The following is a 22,367-nucleotide window of genomic DNA, read 5'->3' as shown; positions in this document are numbered from 1 at the left end:
CACCCCCGTACCTCACCGTGATCCGAGCGGATCGCGGGTAGCGGCCGGGCGCGGCGGCCAGGCGCGGGGGGCGAGGATGCCGAGGACGTAGGCGCGGGCTACGAGGGCGGGCCTGGTGTCGGCGTCCAGCAGGTCCCGTAGCCGGCTGAGGTGGTAGTCGACCGCCTGTCGGGAGAGCTTCAGTGAGGTGGCGATCTCACCGTTGGTACTGCCGCCGGCGAGGAGGGACAGTATGCGGATCTGCGCGGCGGTGAGCGGCGAGTGGGCCTCGTGGGCGATGCTCTGGTCGGTGACGACGGCCCACACGTGCGCAACACGGCCGACGGGCCCGCTCACCGTGGACAGGTGGAGCTGCGCGCGGCGCTGGCGCCCCTCGGTGTCCAGGAGTACGGCGGAGGTCTCCGCACGCCTGATGCGGCGGGTGATCAGACCCTCCCAGGCGCGCCGCAGGGGGCGGAGGTCGGGCGTGGCGGCGAGCAGGGTGTGTGCGCGGCGGCCGACGAGGTCGGACAGGCGTGTCCGGAAGAGTTCGGCGGCGGCCGTGCCCGCCTGTTCTATACGGCCGCCGACCGAGAGCAGCGCGCAGGGCAGACCGCTGTAGTCCCGCAGTGCGCGCAGGTTCTCCTCGGCCTCCTGGCGCTGGCTCGTCGCGCGGACGTGGTCGGTGATGTCGACATAGATCCCGGCCACACAGGTCCGGCCGTTCCCCTGGAACGGGAAGCGGTGGCCGGCCGCCTGCCCTGTGCTGCCGTCCGAGCGGTGATAGCGCAGGTGGTGGCGGACCGGCTTGCCGCGGCTGAGTATCTCCTGGTCCAGGGCCCGGAACTGGGCGGCGTCGGAGGGGGTGTCGAGGTCCTCGATACGGCTGCCGACGACCCGCTCCGGTGTGGTGCCGTAAAGATGCGCGTAGGCGTGATTGGCCCATAAGTAGCGGCCGTCGCGGTCACGGAGGAAGGCCGCGGCCGGCGCGAAGTCGGCGAAGTCCGCGAAAGCGGCGTACGGCCGGCCGCCCGCGGGCTGTGCACCGGCCTCCATCGCGAACCCGCGCGTCCAGTCCCGGCTCCCGTCCTGGGGCCGTCTCACGGTGAAGGTCCGGCCGTCGAACTGGACCAGGGGGTGGTCGTCTTGGAGGGCGTCTCCCGGAGCGGACAGCTCTTGGCGCGCGCGGTCCAGGAAGCGCTGCGCGGTGGGCAGGTCGGCGAAGGCCCCGCCGCCCCGCTCCTGGACGCGTCCCTGCTCGTCGGCCTCCCACCAGGAGACGGGGAGGTGTTCCAGCAGTGCCCTGAGACCGGGATCGTCCACGACGGCCTTTCCGTCCATGCTCCCACCGGGCGGCGGGAAGTGACATGGCGATGCCTATCCCGTGCGGAGTCCCGCCATGCTCGGTTATCGGCCGACTGCGGTACGTGAGCGCGTCGCCGGGGCAGTTTGCCATAGGTGATCCACAACCTTCGTCCGTACTCCAACGATGTCCACGACTTTGGCATTTGCCTGATTGGCGCCCGCCTCCGGTGGCACTTCCGGCACTCACTCTCTGATTCCCTTGTGTGTGTCACCGGTTACCCGTCGTGTTCTACGCGGGTTGCGTCTCCGTACCCCGGACGGACGCCCGACGCCCCTGACGACAAGTGGACAGACAAGTGATGGGAGACGAATCTCAGTGAGCACGGTGCTGTTGGTGCACGCCAAGGGCGGTCCGCCGCTCGGCCACGTCCTGTCCCGGGCAGCCGCGCGGGCGGACGTGCACCTGCTGGCGCTCAGCGCGCTTCCGCCGTCGGTCGCCGCGTCCGCGGAGCGGCTGTGCGCCTCGGTCGTGCTGCCCACCGACGCGGAGCGGTCCGACCTGGTCTCGTTGATCGTCTCGCGGGCCGGAGCCGTCGGCGCGGAGGCGGTTCTCACCTTCTCCGAGTACGCGGTCGTGGCCGTCGCCGAGGCGTGTGCGGCGCTCGGTCTCGCCGGGGCGGGAGACGCCGCCGCGCTCGCCCGCGACAAGCGGATGATGCGGCACACCTGGCACATGCACGGCCTGCCGCAGCCCGCGTTCCGCCCCGTCGCCACACCGGCGGACCTTCACGAGGCCGTCGCCGCCCTGACCGCTCCCCTGCTGCTGAAGGCGGCCTGGAGCGCGGGCTCCACCGCCCATCAGATCATCGCCTCCCCGCAGGAGGCCGACGCCGCCTGGCAGCGCTCGCGCGAAACCATGGACCAGTCCGCCCGGCTGGGCTTCGCCGAGCTCCATGTGGCCGAGGCGGCGGGACACTTCGTGGTCGAGGAGATCGTCACCGGCGACACCGCGGGCTGGTTCGACGAGCCCGGCTGGGGCGACTACGTCAGCGTCGAGGGCGTGGTGACCGGCGGCGTCTTCCGGCCGGTCTGCGTCAGCGGCCGGATGCCGACGGTGCAGCCGTTCACCGAGCGCGCCGGGATCACCCCCGCGTCGCTTCCCGCGGACCTCCAGGACCGCGTCGTCGCCCTCGCCCGGGAGGCCGTCGACGCCCTCGGCCTGCGCGACTGCGGCACCCACACCGAGATCAAGCTCGGTGCCGACGGGCGCATGTGGCTGATCGAGACGGCCGCCCGGTTCGGCGGCGCGATGACCGTTCCGCAGATCGAGGAGGTGTTCGGGCTCGACGTCGTCGGCATGCTCGTGGACCATCTGCTGGGCCGTCCGGTCGCCTGGCCCGAGCGGGTCCTCGGTCCGGAGCAGGCGCGGGGCGCCGCGGGTTCCCTCGTCGTCCTCGCGGTGGACGGCCAGGGCGCGGCCTGGCGGGACCGCAGGGTGTGGGACTTCCCCGTGGTGCGGGAGGCCGTCGCGCTGAGCGAGGGCAGCACGCTCTCGGTCGTACCGGAGAGTTCCCTGCCCGACGGCAGCACCGTGCCGGTCTACGACCCCGCCGGCGGCGCCAACACGATGGCGGCCCTGTGCCTGCTCTCCGCCGCCGACGCGCGCACCGTGCTGCGTGACTTCACGGCTCTGGTGGACGCGCTGCCCGAGGTGCTGCCGCCCGCCGTAACCGCCGCGCCGCGGTCCGGGTCCCCGGCCACCCGGCCCCTGTCCACGGCCCCGGCCCCGGCCCCGGCCCTGGACACAGTCCCGGACACGGCCACGCCCGCGCGCACGCCCGCGCCCGCTCCCACGTCCACACCGTCCGCACCCCCGCCCGCCCGCGCGTCCAGCCGGCCGTACCGCCCGAGGGAGTCGCCGTATGACCACCACCCAGCTCACCGTCAGCGTCGCGGACCCCGCGACCGACCGCACGGTCATCGGCGAGAACCTCTCGCTGCCGCTGTTCCGCACACTGTCCGGGGTCCTGGCAGGCCACCCGTACCTGAAGGTCGTCGTCGACCGTGCCGAGACCACCTGGCACCTGCTCGACACGGCCGCCCACCCCTTCCACGTGAACTACATCGCCACCCGTGTCCTCGGCATGGATCTGGCCGAACTCGACGCGCAACTGGACGAGTTCAACGCGTCCGTCTACATGGAACCCGAGCGCCGCTTCCTGCTCGGGGTGCTGTCCCTGCACACCGACGAGGACCGGGAGGGCCGCGAGCGCACCTTCCTCGTGCTGGAGACGACCGAGGCCGACACCATGCACGGGGAGTTGCTGGAGTTCTTCTACACCTTCGTCCGGGAGCGCGTCGACGGCAGGCTGCCGCTCCTGCTCAAGCCCGCCAACCACGGTCAGGAGGAGGCACTGGCCTCGGTCAGTGAGCAGCGGGTGCCGCGCGTTCTCGGTCACGAACTCTTCGGCTCCAGGGTCCGCGTGCCGCTCAACGCCGGGGAAGCCACCGGACGGCTGCGCTGCTTCACGAGCGTGGCGGAGTACGAGGCGGCGGCCGGCGGCCTCGGCTGGTCGGACATCGTCGCCATGCCCTGCCTGCCGGACGGCGTGCAGCGGGTGGCCGGATTCATCAACACCGCGCCCATCACCCCGCTCTCCCACACCAACGTCCTCGCCTCCGGGTGGGGCATCCCCAACGCGATCGTCCGCGACCTGGACCAGCTCGTCCGGAAGGACGGTTTGGACGGGGCCTGGGTCCGCTACCGGGTCAGCGAGGACGAGATCACCCTGGAGCGGCTGGAGCAGGCCCCCGAACTGCGGGCCCCGGCCTGGCACCAGCAGCGCATCCGCCTGGAACCACCGCTCTTGGAGGACGCGCCCGTACTCTCCCTGCACCGGCTGCGCAGCGCCGACCGGGACCGATACGGCACCAAGGCGGCCAACCTCGGAGAGCTGCACCACGTCCTCGACAGCCGCACGGCCGACCTCACCGCGTTCTACGGCCGCCCCCGCCCGCCCCGTAAGAACCTGTACGGGCACCTCGCGGCTCGGCTCGGCCTGGACGCGCCCTCCGCCACCGAACTCCGCGCGGCCGCGTCCTCCTTCGTGGCCGGAACGGTCGCGGCCCCCGAGGGAGTGGCCCTGCCGTTCTCCCTCCTGCACCGTTTCCTGACCTCCTCCCCCGCGCTCCAGCAGGGCATCGGCAAGCTGAAGATGGCGCTCGAACTCGACGCCATGGACGTCCTCGACCCGCTCTGCCTGCAGATCCAGCACCTGATCCGGCACACCGCGATGCCCGACTCCGTCACCGGGGAGATCACCCGGTCCTTCCCCGCCCCGCTCGCCGCGGGCGGCCGTCTCGTGGTGCGCTCCTCCTCCAACGCCGAGGACCTGCCGGGCTTCTCCGCGGCAGGGGTCTACGAATCCGTCACCACCGTCCACGGCACGGACGAACTCCTCGACGCCGTACGGCAGGTGTGGGCCTCCCTGCTCTCCCCGCGCAGTGTGCGGCTGCGCCACCAGGTGGGCATATCCCTGGACGACACCTACATGGGCGTGATCATCCAGGAGTACGTCCCCGCCGCGCTCGGCGGTGTCCTGGTGACCTGCGACCCCACCCGGCGCGAGGACTTCCGCAACGTCTACCTCAACTGTTCGCCGGGCTCCCCCGAACAGGTCGTCGAGGGAGAGGTACTGCCGCAGCAGTACCTCTACAACACCGTCGAGGGCGGCGGACGCACCGTCGCCCTCGGTTCCTGGAGCGAGGGCCTGCCCGCCGCCACACAGGCCCGGCTCGCCGACCTGTCCCTGACCGGCCGGCTGCTGCAGTCCCACTTCAGCGCCCCCGACGTGGACGACCCGCTGGACATCGAGTGGCTGCTGACCGACCAGGGCGACTTCCGCCTGGTCCAGATCCGCCCCTACGCGCTGTGAGCCCCCGCCTCCCGCGCTCCGCGGCGCGGCCCGCGGCCACGCCCCTGACCGGCACCGCCCGGCGCGTCATCCGGCTCAACTACGGCTTCCAGCTGCTGTTCAACCTGCTGTGGTGGATGCCGGTGTTCTACGCCTACCAGAAGGACGCCGGGCTCTCCGACGGGCAGATCTTCGGTATCCAGAGCATCTACTACGTGGCCTTCTGCCTCTTCGAGATACCGACCGGGCTGATCGCCGACCGGATCGGTACCCGCAACTGCCTGCGGGCCGGCGCCGTCGTGATGACGGCCGCGAATCTCGCCCCGGTGGTCAGTTCCTCGTACTCCGGCTTCCTCGTCCACTTCCTGGCCATCGCCGCCGGCCGCTCGCTCACCTCGGGCGCGGCCAGCGCCTACCTGTACGACGGGCTGCGCGCCGAGGGGTGCGAGGAGCACTACCTCAAGGCGGAGGGGACCGCCCGGGCACTCGGACTCGCCGCGAAGATCCTGTGCTGGCCCCTGGTCGGGCCGCTGATGGCTTTCGTCCACCCGGCCCCGTACCTGCTGAGCGCCCTGAGCGCGGCGGGTTCCCTGATCTGCGTCATCGCCCTGCCCCGATCCGCGACGCCCTCCAAGGCTCGCGCCACGACCTCGCCGGGCCGGGCCGGAAAGCCCCGGGCACCACGGGGCGGGCGCGGCACCTCGCTGGGCGACGCGAAGGCAGCGCTGCGCTGCGTCGTCTCCTCGCCGTGGCTGGCGCTGGTCATGGTCCAGGGCGTGGCCGTGTTCACCCTGTCCAGGATCTGCCAGGTCAACCTCTTCCAGCCGATCCTGCTCGACCACGGCATCGGCGAGTCCGCGCACGGCGGGGTACTGGCCGCCATGACGGTGGCGGAGGCCATCGGCTCGGCGCGCCCCCAGTGGCTGGGCCGCCGCCTGACACCGGTGGCCTGGGTCTCCGTCCTCAGCCTCGTCCTCGCGGGCACGCTGGCGGGCATCACCCTCGGCGGGCCCTGGACGGTCGTCGCCCTGCTGTGCGTGTTCGCCGCCGCGGCCGGCTTCGCCTATCCCATCCAGCGCAAACTGGTCAACGACGCCGTGCCTGCCGGTGCCCCACGGGCGACGCTGCTGTCGGTCGAGTCGATCGTGGACCGTGCGGTGTGCGCGCTGGCGGCCGTCGCCGTGGGCGCCTATCTCTCCGCAGGCCATCTGGACGCCCTGCTCTGGCACAGCGCCCTGGCGACCGCGGTGCTGCTCGGCGCCTTCCAACTGGTGCTGCGCAGCACGAAGATGCGGCGCGGTGCTGAGGGGATGACGCAGGAGGCGAAGCCCTCCGCACCGGACTCGCATCGCAAAGCCGCCGTGTAGGACGTCCGCACGCCCGCGCCCACATCGGGGGGCGGGCGTGCGGGCGTACGAGCGCGGGCGTGCGGGCGTGCGTACGGGCGCAGGCGCGCACGCAACGGTTCAGGCGCGCCGGTGAGAGCCGTACGTCAGGGACTCGATCACTCGGACCGGAAGGTAGGCGGGACCGAAGGGCCGTCCGACCCGATAGGCCACATAACCGAGCGAAGCCGCCACGTACGTCTCCTTGGCGGTCTCCCCTCGTAGACGAGGCGGCAGCCGTGCGCCGCGGCCTTGGCACGCTTCCAGAGGGCGGGCGCCGGCTTACGCTCCGCCTCGGTGCGCGGAGTGAGAATCCGGTCGCCGAAGTCCTTCCAGGCGAACGGGACGGGCCCCTTCCAGGCGCCGTCGACCTCCTTCTTCAGGGCGGCAGCGCGCTCGGCGTCCGTCGTGCCCCACGAGGACGGCACGTTGGTGATCAGCCCGACCTTGATGTGCCGCTCCCGCAACGCGCGCAGGTACGCGGCTGCACCCGGCAGGTAGCTGATGCTGGAGTCCGCGGCCGTGTGCACCAGAGTCTCGCCCAGATCGAAGTAGACGATGGCGCAGCCGCGCGCCGAAGGTGCCCGCGTCCCGACCGCCGGAGCGCCGTGCGACACGTCCGCCGGCACGGCCGCACCCGCCGTGGTACCCAGCACGACCGACGCCACCACGGCGGCCGGCAACGCGAGACCGGTACGGAAGAAGCCACGGAAGGAGGTTCTCTGCATGGCGTTCGGCGCCTCTCTCTTCGACGCGCCACTCGGACGCGCCCATGCCGGCTGCGTGACAAACAGATACGCGAAGTGGCCCAACAGCCCCTTGCGCACCCGGAAGAGACCTCTCCCCCGTCATCGCTGCTTCCCGCCATACCCCTGAACGGCACACGCCACTCGCCGGCACGCCACCGAGCACCACGACGGTCAGCGTGGCGTGTGGCGGACCGCCCGGTCGCGACCGGGCGGCCGGCCGCCGTTCACAGGGCGATGACGATCTTGCCGTGAACATGCCTCTCGGTCTGCGTCGTCACGGCTTCGCGAATCCGCTCGACCGGGAAGGTCGCCGCGATCGGCACCGTGATCCCGCCGGAACGAATCGCGTCGGCGATCCGCTCCAGGGCGCCCGGGCTCGCGTCGAGGGCGCCTGCCTTGCGCACACCGGGCGGCAGGGCGGGGCCGTCGGCCACGACGGAGATCCGCTCGGGTGCCACGCCGAGCTTGAGCGCGGTCTCGGCCGCCTCCCGTCCGAACAGGTCGGTTGCGGCGGTGATCCCCTCGGGCGCCAGGGCTCGCACCCGGTCCGCCAGGCCGGGGCCGTACGCCACGGGTTCGGCGCCGAGCCCGCGCAGGAATCCGAACGTCCCCTCGGAGGCGGTGCCGAGCACCCGGGCGCCCGCCAGCTTCGCCAGCTGCACGGCGAAGATGCCCACGCCGCCCGCCGCCCCACCGATCAGGACGGTGTCCCCGGCGCGGAGCCCGATCGCGGCGAGCGCGGCGGAGGCCGTCAGACCGGACACCGGAAGCACGCCCGCCACGTCGTCGCCGATGCCCTCCGGGATGGGCCACAGCGCTGCCGTGGGCGTCTTGACCAGCACGAAATCGGCGACGGACCGGCCGATCGCAGCCCCGAACACCCGGTCGCCGACCGCGAATCCCGTGGCTTCGGCGCCCACCTCGTCCACCACTCCGGCGAAGTCACTGCCGAACCCGGCCGGCAAGGTGATGCCGAACCGCGCCGCCATGTCGGGCTGTGTGGTGATTTGCCAGTCCATCGGATTCAGCCCGGCGGCAGTGACCCGGACGCGAACCTCGTCCGGTGCGGCGTGCGGCTCGGGTATCTCCTGCAGTTCGAGTACTTCGGGACCGCCAAATCGCCGGTAACGCACAGCTCTACTCATCGACGCCGCCTCCTGGGCAGTGATGGGACTTGGTCTCATCGACCGTACACCAACGATGGGACCAAGTCCCGTACACTGCTCCCATGGCTCGCTGGCAACCCGACGCACCAGGACGACTCGCCGCCGCCGCCCTCGACCTCTTCGAGGAGCGCGGCTACGAGAACACGACCGTGATCGACATCGCGGAGCGCGCGGGGCTCACCAAGAGCACGTTCTTCCGGCACTTCCCGGACAAGCGCGAAGTGCTCTTCGGCGGGGGCACGGTGGCCGGCCTGCTCGTCGAAGGGATCGCCTCGGCGCCGCCGGCGGCCGGGCCGCTCGACGCGGTGGCGGACGCCCTCGACGCGCTCGGCCGGACGTTCTTCACCGCCGACCGCCGCGAGTTCAGCGGCCGGCGCCAGGCCGTACTGAACGCCCATACGGAACTGCGTGAACGCGAAGCCCTGAAAAGGATCGACCTCACCGCCTCGATGATCGAGGCCCTCCACCGCCGCGGAGTCCCGGACCTGACCGCGCGCGTGGCCGCGAGGCTGGGCACGCTCGTCTGGGAGATCGCCTACGATCGATGGCTCGACGCCGACAACAGCGAGGACTTCGGCCCGCTGGCACGGCAAGCGCTCGCCGAAGTACGCGCGGCCGGAGCCGGGCGTCAGGAGCGGACCGGCTTCAAAGATCATCCTGGTGGTGGATCATGACGCCGTGGGACATCATCATGAATTCACCGGCCTAGCGGCCCCGTACCCGCCCCGGGCGACCAACAAATAACTCAACCGGCAGCCCCGTATCGTCCCGTATCGGGACACACCCCGCCAGTTCCCCACCGCAACACAACGTCCCGGCCAACGGCCGACACTGCGTGAGGAAGACAGCCCGGCCGGAACGCGCTGCGCCTTCGAAGGAGTGCCCCTACTGGTGGTGCCCCGCTCGGTCGCCGTGAGCACTCTGTCGATCAGGCCGGCGATCTCGCCCATCTCCACCGCACCCAGCCCCGGGTGGTCAATACCGGCGTGCCGATGCGGAGGCCCGAGGTGTACCGACGCGCCCGCCACCACGGTCTCCTGCCTGCTGATCATCAGCACCGCCCTGGTGTTGCTGTTCAGGTCACGGTCAGCAACGTGCGCGGACCCCCACCGGAGCAGCCAGGATGCTGGGCCGGGCGGCCTGGGCCCTGGGCGCGTCCTGTCTGTTTACATGAATTGCCTGGCGACACATGGGCATACAGCGCCCTCCACGCGCTCAGGTGCCGGTGAGCCTGCTCACTGCCTACCGTCACAGGACTCCGAACGTCCCATGTCCGACGCCTCGTCGAAGCCGAGGACGAGTGTCCAGTCGCCGTTCTCGCCCGGAGCGCTGAAGGCGCCCGCGACGTAGGACTCGTCCCCGTAATCATCACCCACCTCGGCGCGGTGAGCTTCGTCCGCCTCGATCAGCCCGGCCGTTCCCTCCCCGGTGCCGCGCGGCTCCGCCTCCATCGCGCGCAGCACCTCGTGCGGGGACCGCCCCTGTATGAGGGTCAGGGTGTATCCGCCCTCCATCATGTGGTGGAAGAGCGGTGAGGTGCGGATCCAGGCGTAGTCGTGCGCGGTCACCAGTTCATACGGCGAAGTGTGCCTGTTGCCGCTGACAACGCCCGGTGCAAGCCGGCGCGGCTCGACAGGCGGCTTTTCGAAGAGGCGCCGCGGGCGATGTCACCACGGGAGAAGAGGATGATGGGAGAACGTTCCAGCAGCGTTGGGAGAAATGTGAACCCCGTCTTGTTGCGAGGGCCCCTCGGGGCCATGGCCCGGGAGACCGCCCGGGGCACCGGCATCGAGGCCGATGAATTGTACGCCGCTGCGGTGTGTTGGTGGTCGACCGCGATCGCTCCTGCCGTCAAGCTTTCACACTGGCCCAAAGCGCCGCTTTCTGTCTGGGCTTCCTTCGTTACTGCCGAGACGGCGCGCCCTCCGTTGGTCGATGCCTTGATCCTCGAACAACTCGCTCCGCTCACCGTTCGCCGCCATGTGAAGAGCGACCGGGAGTTCGGCTCAGCGCTCTACACCGCGTACAAGGCCCGTCGAAACGGCCGTGCCACCGATGCCGTACTGCTGACTGGCAGCCCGTTCCCACATCGGCAGCGAAGGCCCTCGCCGATTTCCCCACTGCTGGAAGGCCCCGTCCGGAAAGCCTGGGACGGTAACCACTGCTTCCTCCCCACTCACTGGAGGCACGCCGTACCTACCGACCCCCCGCCCCGGGTCGGCGTGCTCTGGGAGCTGACCATCGACGAATGGCAACAGTTCGAAGAAGTCAACGCAGCGACCTTCTCCCGCGCCTTGCACTTCGCCCGGCGTCATGCACCCACGACGGCGCACACACATCACTCGGAGACCCCGGACCTGAGATGGTCACACGCTCTGTCCACCGCTTACGCATGGGCCTTCCAGCACCGCCCTGTCCTGGGATACAGCCAAGCCGCCGAGGAGAAGATCATCGCGTTTCGCCTGGCCGACGAGGAGAAGCGTGCAGCATTGCCCCGCCTGGCCCGCTATTTCTTGGTACGGGACAGCGACCATGTGTCCCGCATCGCCGGCACACTCGCAGCGAGCGAAGTGTCCTCCATCAAAGGCGCCCACGTGGACGCCGCCTGGTCACTCGTCCGCCGGGCAAGTCTCGACACTCTGGAACTGCTCCAGGTGCCGGCTTCCACGGTCCACGCCCTGATAGCGGACCTGGATGCGGCGATCTCCAGCGTCACAAAGACGGACACGTCAGCGATTCCGCACCCCGCAAGCGCGTGGGAGCACGAGCCAAGCCCTCGCAAGACGGTCCGCAAGACGCGAGATCCCTCGGTCGTGAAGCGCATCAAAGAGTGGTACGACAGCTGCCAGATGTGCGGTGAAACCATACGCCTGCCGACATCGGAACGTGGTTACACCGAGGCAGCACACATCCAGCCCCTGAATGGTGCCGACCCAGGACCGGACATTATCGAGAATCTTCTCTGTCTGTGCTCGAACTGCCATATACGCTTCGACCATGGCGCCCGAATCATCAATGACGACTTCATGGTGATCGACACCCTCACAGGTCAGAAGCTCCGCGCGCTCACCATCCATCCCTGGCACTACATCGGCCGGACATACCTGCGCTACCACCGGGATCGGTGGAGCGGTCAGATCGCGGCGTCGGCGCAGGATGACCACCGGATGCGTACGTCAGTAGAGAATTCGGAAACGGCCCCACTCCACGACCGCTAGGTTGCCTCGCGTCAACGGGGCAGGATGCGGTCCGAAATAGCAAGGTTCGCGAGGAATGCCGAGCAAGCCGTGCGCGCGGCCTCGCCTCATCAAGTCCCACTGCCCCGCCGTCACTCCTTCGGGTGCCGGTGCTGCGGTCCGTCGATTTCGGGATGGCAGCGTGCCGCTGACGGCTTACGCCATGTCGGGGCCGAGCAGTTGTGGATGTCGATGCTCGGGGCATCGGCATGGGTGGGCGACATCCGGGCCGCCCACCGCGCGGTGGCAGCCTCGACGGTGCCGCGCGGAACAGAAGTTCTGGGCAGGAGCGAATGCAGGGATGCGGCTGTGCACCTGACTCCACACGAACAAGAACGTCTGATGCTGCACGTGGCGGCCGATGTCGCCGAGGAGCGCCGGGCCTGGGGGTGCGGCTCAACTACCCGGATCCATGGCGCTGTTGATCGCGCACGTTCTGGAGGGGCCCCGGGACGGCAGGACCGTCGCCGAGCTGATGTCCTCCGGGCGCAAGCTGCTGACCCGTGAGGAGGTGATGGACGGCGTGCCGGAGATGGTCGAGAACGTGCAGGTGGTGGTCACCTTCCCCGACGGTACGAAGCTGGTGCCCCTCCACGCCCCCTCCCCCGTGGGCCAAGACGAGAAGCTGGTCGTCCTCCCGGGGAAGGTGGACTTCTCTCCCCGGGAAGACGACGCGGTGGTGGTGTTCAACGAGCGCCATAGGCAGGGGGATCAGATCACCACGCTGACGGTGGAGAGTCCGACCGACCGCCCCGTCCAGGTCGGTTCGCACTACCACTTCGCCGAGGCCAACGACGGGCTGAGGTTCCCTCGTGACAAGGCGTGGGGCAAGCGGCTGAACGTCCCCGCCGGCAGCTCCGTACGGTTCGAGCCCGGCGTCACCGAAGAGGTCGAACTCGTACCCATCGAGGGCGAGAGGGTGGTGCACGGCCTGCGCGGCAAGGTCAAGGGGCCGCCCGAGAAGATCGACGGGGCGCTCGACCACCTCAGGGGCCCGTTCGACCAGGAGCGGGTGTGACGGCCATGACTTCGTGCCCCGACTGTTCCTGCTGCCCGGCAGAGCCGGGGCCCTTCGACCACCTGTCCCGCGCCGCGTACGCGGACCGGTTCGGCCCCACCGTCCGCGACCGGATCCGGCTGGCCGACACCGCGCTGAGCATCAAGATCGAGGACGACTTGTCCGGCGGCCCCGGGCGCAGCGGCAACGAGATGGTCTTCGGCGGCGGCAAGGTGATCCGCGAGTGGGCAGTCCGTTGCACCGCGTGACCCGGGCCGGGGCGAGACCGGTCAGGCCGCAGGCCGCCGGGTGCTGCCGCCCGACTCCGCCATCATCGGCGCGGTCGTACTGGACCACTGGGGCATCGTCAAAGCCGATGTCGCCATCCGGGACGGCCATGTCGTCGCGCTGGGCAAGGCGTACAACCCCGAGACGATGGACCCGCTGCACGAGGAGAACGGCGCCGGTCACAACAGCACCGGCCCGGTCCCCACCGACTTCGTCGTCGGTCCGGACACCGAGGTAATCGCGGGCGCTGGCCGGATCCTCACCGCCGACGGCATCGCCACCCACGTGCACTTCGTCTGCCCCGGCCAGGGGGCGAGGCGTTGGCCGTGGGGATCACCACACTGATCGGGGGCGGTACAGGCCCCGTGGAAGGCAGCAAGGCCACCACCGTCACGCCCGGCGCCTGGCATCTGACCCGGATGTTCGAGGCGCTGGACGCCTTCCCGGTCAACATCGGGCTGCTCGGCAAGGGCGCCACCATGTCCAGGGAGTCCATGCTCGACCAGGTGGAAGCCGGCGTCATCGGGCTCAAGGTGCACGAGGACTGGGGCGCGACCCCGGCCGTCATCGACCAGTGCCTGCGGGTCTGCAAGGAGACCGGTGTCCAGCTCGCGCTGCACGCAGACTCCCTGAACGAGGCCGGGTTCGTCCAGGACACCCTCGACGCAGTCAAGGGACGTCCCCTGCACGTCTTCCATGTCGAAGGCACCGGCGGCGGCCACGCGCCCGACATGATCAAAATGGTGAGCGAGCCGAACGTCCTGCCCGCCTCCACCAACAACGGCGTCCAGCCGGTCACCGACTGGGTCCGCGCCCGCCTCACCGACTGGACCACGGGCCCCGCATGACCCTGACCACCTCGCCCGTTTCCACGGCGGCTGCTGGAGGTGTCCACGCGACCGCCCGCATCTCGGCAGCCTGCGAGGGCGGTACCACCGTCCTGCCCGTCCTCGACGGCGACGGGCCCTTCGAACTGCGGCGCCTCCGTTCCCGGAGCACCGAAGCACGCGTATGCGTCATCGGTGCCATGAGCGCCCTACTCGGCGGCGACCGGCTGCGCATCGAGGCCACCGCCCAGCTGGGCACCACGTTGCACATCACCTCCGCCGCCGCGACCCTCGCCCTGCGCGGCGCCACCGCGGACCACGCCACCTACGACGTCCACCTGACCGTCGCCGAGTACGCCGAACTCCGCTGGACTCCCAAGCCTCTGATCTGTGCAGCCGACAGCAACCTGCGGCAGACCTGGACCATCGACCTCGCCCCCACCGCGCGTCTCGTCCTGCGCGAAGAGCAACTTCTCCGGCGTACCGGAGAGCCCTCCGGCCAGATGACCACGCGGCTCACTGTCCAATGCGGCGGACGCACGCTGCTCGACCAGGAGGCCGCCTACGGGCCGGGCGCACCCGGCTGGGCCGGCCACGCCGTCCTGGCCGACTACCGAGCCACCGGCCAAGTCCTCACCGTGAACCCGGCCTACGAGCACGCAACTCCCGTAACCCTCCTTGTCGGCCTCGCACCGGACGGCGGCCACGCAGTCCTCGCCCCGCTCGCCGGACCCGCCAGCCGCGCCGGACGGCCACCGTCTACGCCGCCTCCTCGACACCGCGCAACGTACGCGGGTGATGTGAGGCCCTTCAGCCGGAGACGGGTTGAGTGCGCCACTCCTGGAACGCACTGCCGGTCCCCGCGTCCCGTTGCCGCACCACGTGCAGCCGTCCGTCGTTGCCGAGGACGGCCAGCATCGCACGCCCGCCGGTGTCCTGCCCCACGGCCGCCGCACCCGAATGCGGCACCCTCCCCGTCAGCCAACGCCCTGGCGCCCCCTGCCCCGCGTCACTGAGCGCGTACCGCAACAGACCCGCGTCGTCCTGCCCCGCCAGCACCACCGTCCGCGCGGGCTTGCCGACGGCCGCCAAGGCCACCCGCCCGTACCCACCCACCGGCTCATACCGCGCCGCCACCCGCCAGGAGCCGGACTGCGGCCGCCGCTCGGCCAGCAGCACCCGAGCCGTGACACTCTGCCGGTACGCCACACGCACTTCCCCGCCGCCCAGCGCCGCCAGACTCAACGGACTGCCCGGCTCGGGCAGACCCGTCTCCCCCGTGGGCTCCGGTATCTGCCCCGCTTCCCTCGACACCCAGTGGTGCACGGCCCGGTCAGTGCCCGGCGCCACCACGTGCACCAGCCCATCGGAGTCCACGCACGCGTCCAGCCCGTCGACGACGCCCGGCACCCGCCCCTTCGCTCCCCGGGGGTGGTCGGCGCGTCCAGCTGTCGCCACAGCGACCAGTCCCCGCCCTGGGCGCCGCTGCGGTACGCGATGCCGCCGCGCCAGTCGCGGGCGAAGACGTGCACCGTGCCGTCCTGACCGACCACTGCCACCGGGAAGCCCGTCTCCAAAGACTTCGACGGTGCGGCGTCCGGCGTGCCCAGCGACTCCCACGGGCCGAAGGCCGGCACCCCGTTGCGCGCGGTACCGCTCTGCAACGCGGTCACCAGCTCCCGGCGGTGCGCATGGTTACGGGCGGGCAGGACCGTACGGGAGGCGAAGAGCTGGAGCGCCCCACCCGGATGGCTCACCACGTGGATCTGCCCCTGGAGGAAGCCGCCGCCGAGCCGGTGCGGGCCACTGAAGCTGCCGTTGCCCGGCGCGGTCTCGGCCCAGCACACCGCACCGCCGTCCAGCACCGCGAACGCGGCCAGCCGCCCGTCCTTCAACGGCCGCAGCCAGCTGTTCGACCCGGGAGCCCGCAACCGGGTACTACGCGTCCAGTTACGCGACCACCCCTCGAACGCCGACCCGCCGACCTTACGGTCTCCACACCCCGCCCGGTCCCCACAGTCACGACCGTCCGCCCAGCCGTACACCGACAACAACTCACCCTTACGCCGGGCGGTCGACAGATCGACGTTGTTCGGAAGTGCCCCCAACTCATAGCCGAGGTAACTTTCCACGACCGTCGGGCGGCTGTGCTTGCGCCCCCAGTAGCCCGCCAGTGCCGCCTGCGCGAAGTACGCCGAGCTGGTGTGGTCCTGGTGGTCGTAGTACAGGAAGCCGCGCAGTTTGGGGTCGCCGGTGGGCGGGGGCTGGTGCGGGGCGTGGACCGCGTTCGGGTCGAGGGTGCGCACCACGGTGGGCCGCACCCGTTCCAAGAGGGCGATCAGCGACTCGATGACCTGCTCACGGGTGTAACGGAACGTGCGCTGTACGGGGGTGCCCTCCGGAAGCAGCGTGGGCAGCCCGTCGGTGGCGCCCAGCCACAGGCCGCGCAGGCTCTCCGCGCGCGGCAGGGAGACGGACCGCGCCTCCACCAGCTCCATGAAGACCAACTGGTTCTGCGGCGCGGCCCGCAACGTCTGCATCTCCACCTGCAAGCCAGGCAGCAGGGAAATGGCCTCCACATCCCACGGGCTCAGCGGGTCGCCCGTGGCCATCACCGCGTGCGCGGCCCGCAGCCCGTTGATACGGGCCCGCACGAACGCCGCCCGATCGCTCGGCGGCTTCCGTTCCCCGCTCTTGGGTCCAGGGTAGTTGCGGCCGTCCGACTCGCCGCCGGTCAGGCACACCGTCACCGAGCGGGCGCCGCTGCGCACCGACTGCTCCAGCGCCGGATTCATGAAGTACAACGAGTCGTCGGCATGCGCGACGACGTGCAAAAACGCCTGCTCCGCGCCGTGCGCGGCGGCCTCCCGCTCCCGCGCCGGGTCGGTGACCTGCAACAGCGGGGCCTCCGGCCCGAACCAGGCCCACACTCCGGCCCCGGCCGCCACCGCGGCCGCGCCGCCCCCGGCAGCCTGGAGCAGCCGCCGCCTGGACATACGGGACGGGGGCGTTGACACAACTTGCTCCTTCACGGCACCCAGCAGCACCGAAGACGTACCAGACCGGCCCAAACCGAAATGAGCCACCTGGGTAGAGGGGGTAACGGCGCGCCGGGTTCCCTGATCCCCGTTCTCAGTTCGACGTGCTGGGCACGCTCTCCCAGCCGCCGCTACGCCTCGGCGCCAGGATGCGGGTGGACACCAGGTAGGTGAACGGGATCGCGATCACCGCGGCGACCAGCGGCGCGATACGGGTGTCGAGTCCGCACCAGTTGACCAGCACGACCAGACCCGCGCTCTGCACCACGTAGTTGGTGATCTGGGTGAGTGGGAAGAGCAGGAACTTCTTCCAGGTGGGCCGGGTGCGGTAGGTGAAGTAGGTGTTCAGGAAGAAGGAGCCGAGCATGCTGAAGACGAACGCGATCGTGTAGGCCGCGAAGTACGCCATCCACGGGTGCAGCGCCAGGTAACTACCGTAGAAGGTAATGGTGTTGACGCCGCCGACGACGGCGAAGCGCAGCAGCCTGGCCAGTTGGCCGCGGCGTTCTGCGGTCAGGGCGCCGCGGCCCGGCCCGGGTGGGTGAAGGGTCATCGGCCGGCCCGGCCGGCGAGTCGGGCCTCGGGGAGGTGCGTGGGCGCCGTCCCGTTGGTCTCCTTGACCAGGAAGTGCGGGCGCCGCTTGGTCTCGTAGTAGATACGGCCGATGTACTCGCCGATCAGGCCGAGCATCACCATCTGGAGCCCGCCCAGGCCCACGATGATCGCCACCAGCGTCACATAACCCGGCGCGGTGACACCGCCGACGACCGCCGCGCCGATGATCCACAGGGCGTAGGCGGCGGCCAGCCCGGCCAGGCTCAGGCCCGCGTAGATCGCCACCCGCAGCGGACGGCTGTTGAAGGAGATCATGCCGTCGATGCCGTAGTTGACCAGAGAGCCGAAGCGCCACTTGGTCGCGCCGCCCTCACGCTGGGCGTTGCGGTAGTCGAAGGTGACGGTGTCGAAGCCTATCCAGGAGAACAGACCCTTGGAGAAGCGGTTGTACTCGGGCAGCGAGACCAGCGCGTCCACAGCCGTACGCGACAGCAGCCGGAAGTCGCCGACCCCGTCGGTCAGTTCCACGTCCACCCACTTGTTGACCGCGCGGTAGTAGAGCTTGCTGACCATGCTCCGCAGCGGCTTGTCGCCCTCCCGGCTGCGCCTGGCGATGACCTGGTCGTGGCCGAGCTGGTAGAGGTCCAGCATCTTCTCGATGAGCTCGGGCGGGTGCTGGAGGTCGGCGTCCATCAGGATGACGGCGTCGCCGCCGGCCTCCTTCAGACCCGCGAGCATCGCGGCCTCCTTGCCGAAGTTACGGCTGAAGGAGACGTAGCGGGTGGTGCTGCCGTTCTGCTGGGCGAGGGTGCGCATCCGCTGCAGCGTGCCGTCCGCGCTGCCGTCGTCGACGTAGCACAGCTCGTACTCGACGCCGAGCCGGTCGAGCACCTCGCGGATCTTCTCGTCGAAGCGGCCGATGACTTCCTCTTCGTTGTAACAGGGGACAACGACCGAAAGTTTCATGACTCAGCCCTTTCACCGGGGCGGGTCGCGGCAGCGTGCACCGCGTCCGTGGATGTTCTGGAGCCCGGAAGTGGGCTCTGGGGAGAAGAAGATGCGGATGGCGCCGGGGCACCGGGGCGTGCCGTGCGCCGCCGTACGCCGCAGGTGACGGCCACGGCGGTCAGCGCCAGCAGGGCGCCGCCGCTCGCTGCCAGGCCGGGCAGCAGCCCGGGCGTGCGGTACGAGCAGTCCAGCCGCGTGGCGCCCGCTCCGAGCGGTACGGCCATCAGACCGCCGAACGAGTGCGGGGCGCGCCAGGCACCGCCGTCCACCCGGCAGCCCCAGCCGGTGACCGTCGGCACCGCGAGGACGGCCGTGCCGGTGCTGTGCGCGGGCAGCTCGGCGGAGAGCCCGTGGCCGCTCGACGAGAGCCGTACGGGCGCGTGTTCGCGCAGGTCCGCCACGGCGGCGGCGAGCTTCTTCGGGGCCAGGCAGCCGATCGGGTGTTCCGGGATGTGCTGGGCCTTCGGGCTGCTGAAGGACACCGTCAGCCGCCCGTCGGCGGGAACCGTGCCCAGGCGCTTGATGCCATTGGCCGTCATCTGCTGCCGGCCGACACCGCGTGTGGTGCCTCCCGGGCCGGTGACGTGCCCTGCGTACCAGGGGGCGTACCAGTACGCCGTGCTCCCGGGGGTGCACTGGGCGCTGAAGGAGGTGACCACGTTGCGCTTGGGGGCGGCGGGCAGGCGCCAGCCTCCGTCGAGCTGCCGCGGTGCGGGGCCGGCCGTGGGGCGCAGGCTCGGCACCTGGTAGAGGGAAGCGCCGAGCAGCCGTTCCTGGCGGGCGAAGACCGTGCCGCCGCCGACGCGCGGGTCGTGCCGTACGTCGATGCCCCGCGCGTCGGCCCCGCTCCGCCGCTGGTCGAAATCGTCCGCCGTCAGTCCGGGCCGTACGGTCAGCAGGGGCGCGGCGGCGGACTGTCCTACACGGACCGGGCCTGCCTGCGGTCCGGTGCGGAAGCTGCTCACGCCCATGATCGCCCGGCTTACGGGGTCTTGGACGCTGAGTGTGTGACGGCCCTGGATGTACCAGCCGGCGCCCATCTCGCGCAGGGTGCGCGCGGTCCGCTTCGGCAGGTAGCTGCTGTAGTACGAGCCGCCCTCGCCGCCCAGCAGCAGGGGGTCGTTGTTGGCGAACTCGTGCGGTCCGGGGTCGGTGCGCGAGCGCGGCCAGTCGTTTCGCTGTCCGAGCTCGCGGTGGGTCCTGAGTGCCTCCGCACTCAGAGTGATCTTCGGCTTGAACCACTTGAGCTTGTCCCTGGCCGCCGTCACGGAGAACGCCGCATAGGCCGAACCGAAGAAGACGGCGCAGGTCAGCGCGGCGGCGACGACGGTATGCAGGGTTCGTCCCGCGCGGTTCCGGGCCAGCGCCAGCAGCGCCGCGAGCACCACCGCGCCGGAGCCCAGCACCAGGATCCAGGTGGCCGGGCCGACCCCGCTGCGGCCGTGGCACAGCACGGCGAGCAGGGCGACCAGTACGGCACCGGCCGCCAGCTCGCGCGGGCGCGGCCGGTGCGCCAGCGCCAGCCACGCGATGATCACCAGCACCGCGCTGAGCACGAAGGAGGCGCGGTACGGGCTGCCGTTGGGGACCGCCAGACCGTGCCAGAGCAGCAACGTCGGCTTCCACACGAAGGAGACCGCGACACCGGCGGCCAGGACGTACCAGGCGACCCGCGTACGGACCGGAATGGCACGGACGAACGGGAAGGCCGCCACCAGCAGCAGCCCCAGCACCCCGATGAACAGGTGCGGCGCGTTCACCGCACCCCGCCCGCCGGGCAGCAGCTCCGCCAGGAAGTCCAGCGTCGGCGGCCGCCCCCGGAAGACCGCCTCCGGGGCAGGCTGGGACGCCTTGCTGGCCTTGAAGCTGACGATGACGGCGGGGGCCGCCAGCAGAATGCCGGTCAGCGCCATGGTGGCCGCGCGGGCCAGGGAACGCAGCCGGTCCCGTACGGGCAGGTCCGTGGCGAGCAGCAGGCGTACGACCAGCACCAGCGCCATGGCGAGGGTCGCCATCGCCGCCGTGTAGAAGTTCCCCGCCCACGACACACCGACGAACAGGGTGCCGATCACCCAGCGGCGCCGGTGCAGGCACCAGTCGGCGGCGATGCCGATCAGCGGCAGCGAGACCAGCCCCCACATCCACATCGGGTCCGCCGTACCGTCGCTCACCACCCAGCCGCAGGTCCCGTAGCCCACCGCGAGCAGCGCGCGCAGCCACGGCGAACCGGGGTGCAGCCGCCCGAGGAAGACGGTCATCAGCGCCGTACCGAGCCCGATGCAGCCCAGCGTGACGAGAAAGACCGGCAGCTCGACCAGGTCGCGGGGGAACAGGCCGACGAGCCAGGAGAACGGATTCATCAGATAGGTGAGGAAGTCCGCGAGAAAGGGGACGCCGTAGCCGCTGTTCCAGTTGAAGGCCAAGTCGCCCGTGGCCTTGCCGTGCAGCAGGTCCCACAGATGAGCGTGGAACGGCACAAACTGATTACCGAGGTCGTTGACGGCACGGGAACGGGAGCCGAACGGATAACTGCCCAGCATCGCCATACCGAGGCAATAGGAACCCATGGCCAGCAGCGCCGAGAAAGACGGCGCGAGCCGCGACGGGGTGAGCCGCTCCGCGGGCGAGGCCAGTCTTTTGACCGCCACTGCCACGGAACCCCGCACTTCTCTGCTCACCTGCGTCATGCACGTACAGAGGGCCTTGTTTGCGGACAGGTTCCCCAAACCCGGCGAATGTGATGTGAATCTCCTCGGACGGATGGCGTGGGCATGTAACACGCAAGGAAGACGGAAGCGCCCCGCGGGCACCGAAGCACTTCCACGGAAAGAACTCAGGCCGAAAGGTTGCACGGCACGAGCCGGAGCACCGTAAATGTTGCCGTTCCGTTACCACCCCTCACCTGCGAAGTCGCCTCCCCTGCCGCCGCGCATGCAGGTTTTGCAGTCACTTGTTCACGGAGCGCATTCCATGAACCTGTGAGCGTTCATCATTTCGACGTCAGGACGCTTTCGGGCGGAGCGCGGATCCAGCGCATCGGGTATTGCTCCGCACTCTGCCCTGCCGGGCATCCGGCAGGGCCTTTCGGGCAGTCGCGTAACCCCGGCCGTCACTCGACACGGCCTCGCCCGCGGGCCACGAGCTTGCCGAGTTCCCACAGGAACAGCGGCGCGAGGGCGGGCACGAGGGCCCATGCGAAATGCTTCATGTCGAGGTCGGTGGTGCGAAACTGGCGGTCTTCAGCGCAGTGCCGGTCTCACTGCGGCATTCGAGTGCGGCCACGATCAGGCACAGGTCGAAAGCCGTGAACGCGAGGGAATTGCCGATCGCGAGACTGCCGAAGAGGGACTCGGCGAACTCCCCGCGCACGGACCTCACCGGCGGTCATCCCGCTCATACATCTCGCATCACCTGCCGCCCGTCCAGGACACACGTCCATCGGGAAACGAGCCGCCGAGGTCCGGGGCGGCAGCTGTAGAACGAGGGTACGGCGGGCCATCCGCTGGAGGAACACCGCCCGGCACTTCCCGACGGCGGACGGCGCCCCCGCGTGCGCCGTCCGCTCACCTCTTACGGGGGATGCCGCCCCGCCCGATCCGGCGCTCAATGACGTGCGACTCCCCCAGGGACGGAGAGAGACCGCGATGACGACCGGGACCGGCCCCGCACAGCTGCCGACGAACGCCTCCTGCCGGGCCGGCGCGAGGTGGGCAGGGCGCAGGCCCGGCAGGAGGCGTTCGACGCGTACGTACGCCGGGCCGCGGCGGCGGACACGCCCCGCACCAACCAGGCCGAGACGTTGGCGAAGCTGTCCCGGCTCAAGGAGCGCGGCGACCTCTCGGACGACGAGTTCCAGCGGGCGAAGGACAAAGCGCTGCACTGACTTCCGCGGTGCCGGGCGTCGTCGCGTCGTCCTGGTG

General features: G+C 70.5%; 16 protein-coding genes and 4 pseudogenes. 10 read left to right on the top strand and 10 right to left on the bottom strand.

Features of this window, described 5'->3' with window-relative positions; genetic code table 11:
• Nucleotides 1–12 precede the first annotated feature (12 nt).
• Nucleotides 13–1,320 (bottom strand): PAS domain S-box protein, encoded by a 1,308-nt coding sequence (locus tag ACEXOX_RS38000; RefSeq protein ID WP_406525322.1) that lies wholly within the window; start codon nucleotides 1,318–1,320, stop codon nucleotides 13–15.
• Between the two features lie 676 nt (nucleotides 1,321–1,996).
• On the opposite strand from ACEXOX_RS38000, the pseudogene ACEXOX_RS37995 reads away from it, so the two are divergent.
• From ACEXOX_RS37995 to ACEXOX_RS37985, 3 genes and pseudogenes are all read left to right on the top strand, one after another.
• Nucleotides 1,997–2,539: pseudogene (locus tag ACEXOX_RS37995) on the top strand (acetyl-CoA carboxylase biotin carboxylase subunit family protein); the annotation flags it as partial.
• A 667-nt stretch (nucleotides 2,540–3,206) separates the two neighbouring features.
• The gene (locus ACEXOX_RS37990) at nucleotides 3,207–5,219 is read left to right on the top strand and encodes a PEP/pyruvate-binding domain-containing protein (protein ID WP_406525321.1); all 2,013 of its coding nucleotides are present in this window, start codon (nucleotides 3,207–3,209) and stop codon (nucleotides 5,217–5,219) included.
• Complete coding sequence (locus ACEXOX_RS37985) at nucleotides 5,216–6,565, top strand: MFS transporter (protein WP_406525320.1); 1,350 nt, start codon at nucleotides 5,216–5,218, stop codon at nucleotides 6,563–6,565. Before ACEXOX_RS37990 ends, ACEXOX_RS37985 begins: the two co-directional genes overlap by 4 nt.
• 137 nt (nucleotides 6,566–6,702) lie before the next feature.
• Here ACEXOX_RS37985 and ACEXOX_RS37980 read toward each other — a convergent pair whose 3' ends face one another.
• On the bottom strand, nucleotides 6,703–7,311 hold the full coding sequence (locus ACEXOX_RS37980) for a hypothetical protein (RefSeq protein WP_406525319.1): 609 nt from the start codon (nucleotides 7,309–7,311) through the stop codon (nucleotides 6,703–6,705).
• 245 nt (nucleotides 7,312–7,556) lie between these two features.
• Complete coding sequence (locus tag ACEXOX_RS37975; protein WP_406525318.1) at nucleotides 7,557–8,477, bottom strand: NADP-dependent oxidoreductase; 921 nt, start codon at nucleotides 8,475–8,477, stop codon at nucleotides 7,557–7,559.
• Nucleotides 8,478–8,560: 83 nt separating this feature from the next.
• Here ACEXOX_RS37975 and ACEXOX_RS37970 point away from each other — a divergent pair, with 83 nt between their 5' ends.
• The gene (locus ACEXOX_RS37970) at nucleotides 8,561–9,172 is read left to right on the top strand and encodes a TetR/AcrR family transcriptional regulator (protein WP_406525317.1); all 612 of its coding nucleotides are present in this window, start codon (nucleotides 8,561–8,563) and stop codon (nucleotides 9,170–9,172) included.
• 183 nt (nucleotides 9,173–9,355) lie between these two features.
• Here ACEXOX_RS37970 and ACEXOX_RS37965 read toward each other — a convergent pair.
• Nucleotides 9,356–9,510, bottom strand: a pseudogene (locus tag ACEXOX_RS37965) (glycine hydroxymethyltransferase); the annotation flags it as partial.
• A gap of 223 nt (nucleotides 9,511–9,733) precedes the next feature.
• A complete protein-coding gene (locus ACEXOX_RS37960; RefSeq protein ID WP_406525316.1) occupies nucleotides 9,734–10,066 on the bottom strand; it encodes a DUF6461 domain-containing protein in 333 nt (110 codons plus the stop codon).
• 189 nt (nucleotides 10,067–10,255) lie between these two features.
• On the opposite strand from ACEXOX_RS37960, the gene ACEXOX_RS37955 reads away from it, so the two are divergent.
• From ACEXOX_RS37955 to ACEXOX_RS37935, 5 genes and pseudogenes are all read left to right on the top strand, one after another.
• Entirely contained in the window at nucleotides 10,256–11,716 is a 1,461-nt protein-coding gene (locus ACEXOX_RS37955) for an HNH endonuclease (RefSeq protein ID WP_406525315.1), read from the top strand.
• A 327-nt stretch (nucleotides 11,717–12,043) separates the two neighbouring features.
• Nucleotides 12,044–12,335, top strand: a pseudogene (locus tag ACEXOX_RS37950) (urease subunit gamma); the annotation flags it as partial.
• The gene (gene ureB / locus ACEXOX_RS37945; RefSeq protein WP_406526597.1) at nucleotides 12,318–12,752 is read left to right on the top strand and encodes an urease subunit beta; all 435 of its coding nucleotides are present in this window, start codon (nucleotides 12,318–12,320) and stop codon (nucleotides 12,750–12,752) included. The pseudogene ACEXOX_RS37950 and the gene ureB, both read left to right, overlap by 18 nt.
• A gap of 5 nt (nucleotides 12,753–12,757) precedes the next feature.
• Nucleotides 12,758–13,798 (top strand): annotated as a pseudogene (locus tag ACEXOX_RS37940) (urease subunit alpha); the annotation flags it as partial.
• A 65-nt stretch (nucleotides 13,799–13,863) separates the two neighbouring features.
• The gene (locus ACEXOX_RS37935) at nucleotides 13,864–14,862 is read left to right on the top strand and encodes an urease accessory protein UreD (protein WP_406525314.1); all 999 of its coding nucleotides are present in this window, start codon (nucleotides 13,864–13,866) and stop codon (nucleotides 14,860–14,862) included.
• A 225-nt stretch (nucleotides 14,863–15,087) separates the two neighbouring features.
• Here the strand turns inward: ACEXOX_RS37935 and ACEXOX_RS37930 are convergent, their stop codons facing one another.
• From ACEXOX_RS37930 to ACEXOX_RS37910, 5 genes are all read right to left on the bottom strand, one after another.
• On the bottom strand, nucleotides 15,088–16,863 hold the full coding sequence (locus ACEXOX_RS37930; protein ID WP_406525313.1) for a PIG-L family deacetylase: 1,776 nt from the start codon (nucleotides 16,861–16,863) through the stop codon (nucleotides 15,088–15,090).
• A gap of 115 nt (nucleotides 16,864–16,978) precedes the next feature.
• On the bottom strand, nucleotides 16,979–17,437 hold the full coding sequence (locus ACEXOX_RS37925; protein ID WP_406525312.1) for a GtrA family protein: 459 nt from the start codon (nucleotides 17,435–17,437) through the stop codon (nucleotides 16,979–16,981).
• The gene (locus ACEXOX_RS37920; protein ID WP_406525311.1) at nucleotides 17,434–18,405 is read right to left on the bottom strand and encodes a glycosyltransferase family 2 protein; all 972 of its coding nucleotides are present in this window, start codon (nucleotides 18,403–18,405) and stop codon (nucleotides 17,434–17,436) included. The genes ACEXOX_RS37925 and ACEXOX_RS37920 overlap by 4 nt, the downstream gene beginning before the upstream one ends.
• Nucleotides 18,402–21,101 carry a YfhO family protein gene (locus ACEXOX_RS37915; protein WP_406525310.1) on the bottom strand — a complete coding sequence of 900 codons (2,700 nt, stop codon included), beginning with the start codon at nucleotides 21,099–21,101 and terminating at the stop codon, nucleotides 18,402–18,404. The genes ACEXOX_RS37920 and ACEXOX_RS37915 overlap by 4 nt, the downstream gene beginning before the upstream one ends.
• A 550-nt stretch (nucleotides 21,102–21,651) precedes the next feature.
• Nucleotides 21,652–21,816 carry a hypothetical protein gene (locus ACEXOX_RS37910; RefSeq protein ID WP_406525309.1) on the bottom strand — a complete coding sequence of 55 codons (165 nt, stop codon included), beginning with the start codon at nucleotides 21,814–21,816 and terminating at the stop codon, nucleotides 21,652–21,654.
• A 337-nt stretch (nucleotides 21,817–22,153) separates the two neighbouring features.
• Here ACEXOX_RS37910 and ACEXOX_RS37905 point away from each other — a divergent pair, with 337 nt between their 5' ends.
• Complete coding sequence (locus ACEXOX_RS37905) at nucleotides 22,154–22,330, top strand: SHOCT domain-containing protein (RefSeq protein WP_406525308.1); 177 nt, start codon at nucleotides 22,154–22,156, stop codon at nucleotides 22,328–22,330.
• Nucleotides 22,331–22,367 lie beyond the last annotated feature (37 nt).

It is taken from the genome of Streptomyces sp. Ac-502, assembly GCF_045222935.1.
Classification (GTDB): domain Bacteria; phylum Actinomycetota; class Actinomycetes; order Streptomycetales; family Streptomycetaceae; genus Streptomyces; species Streptomyces monomycini.
This window is presented reverse-complemented; position numbering and strand designations above follow the sequence as displayed.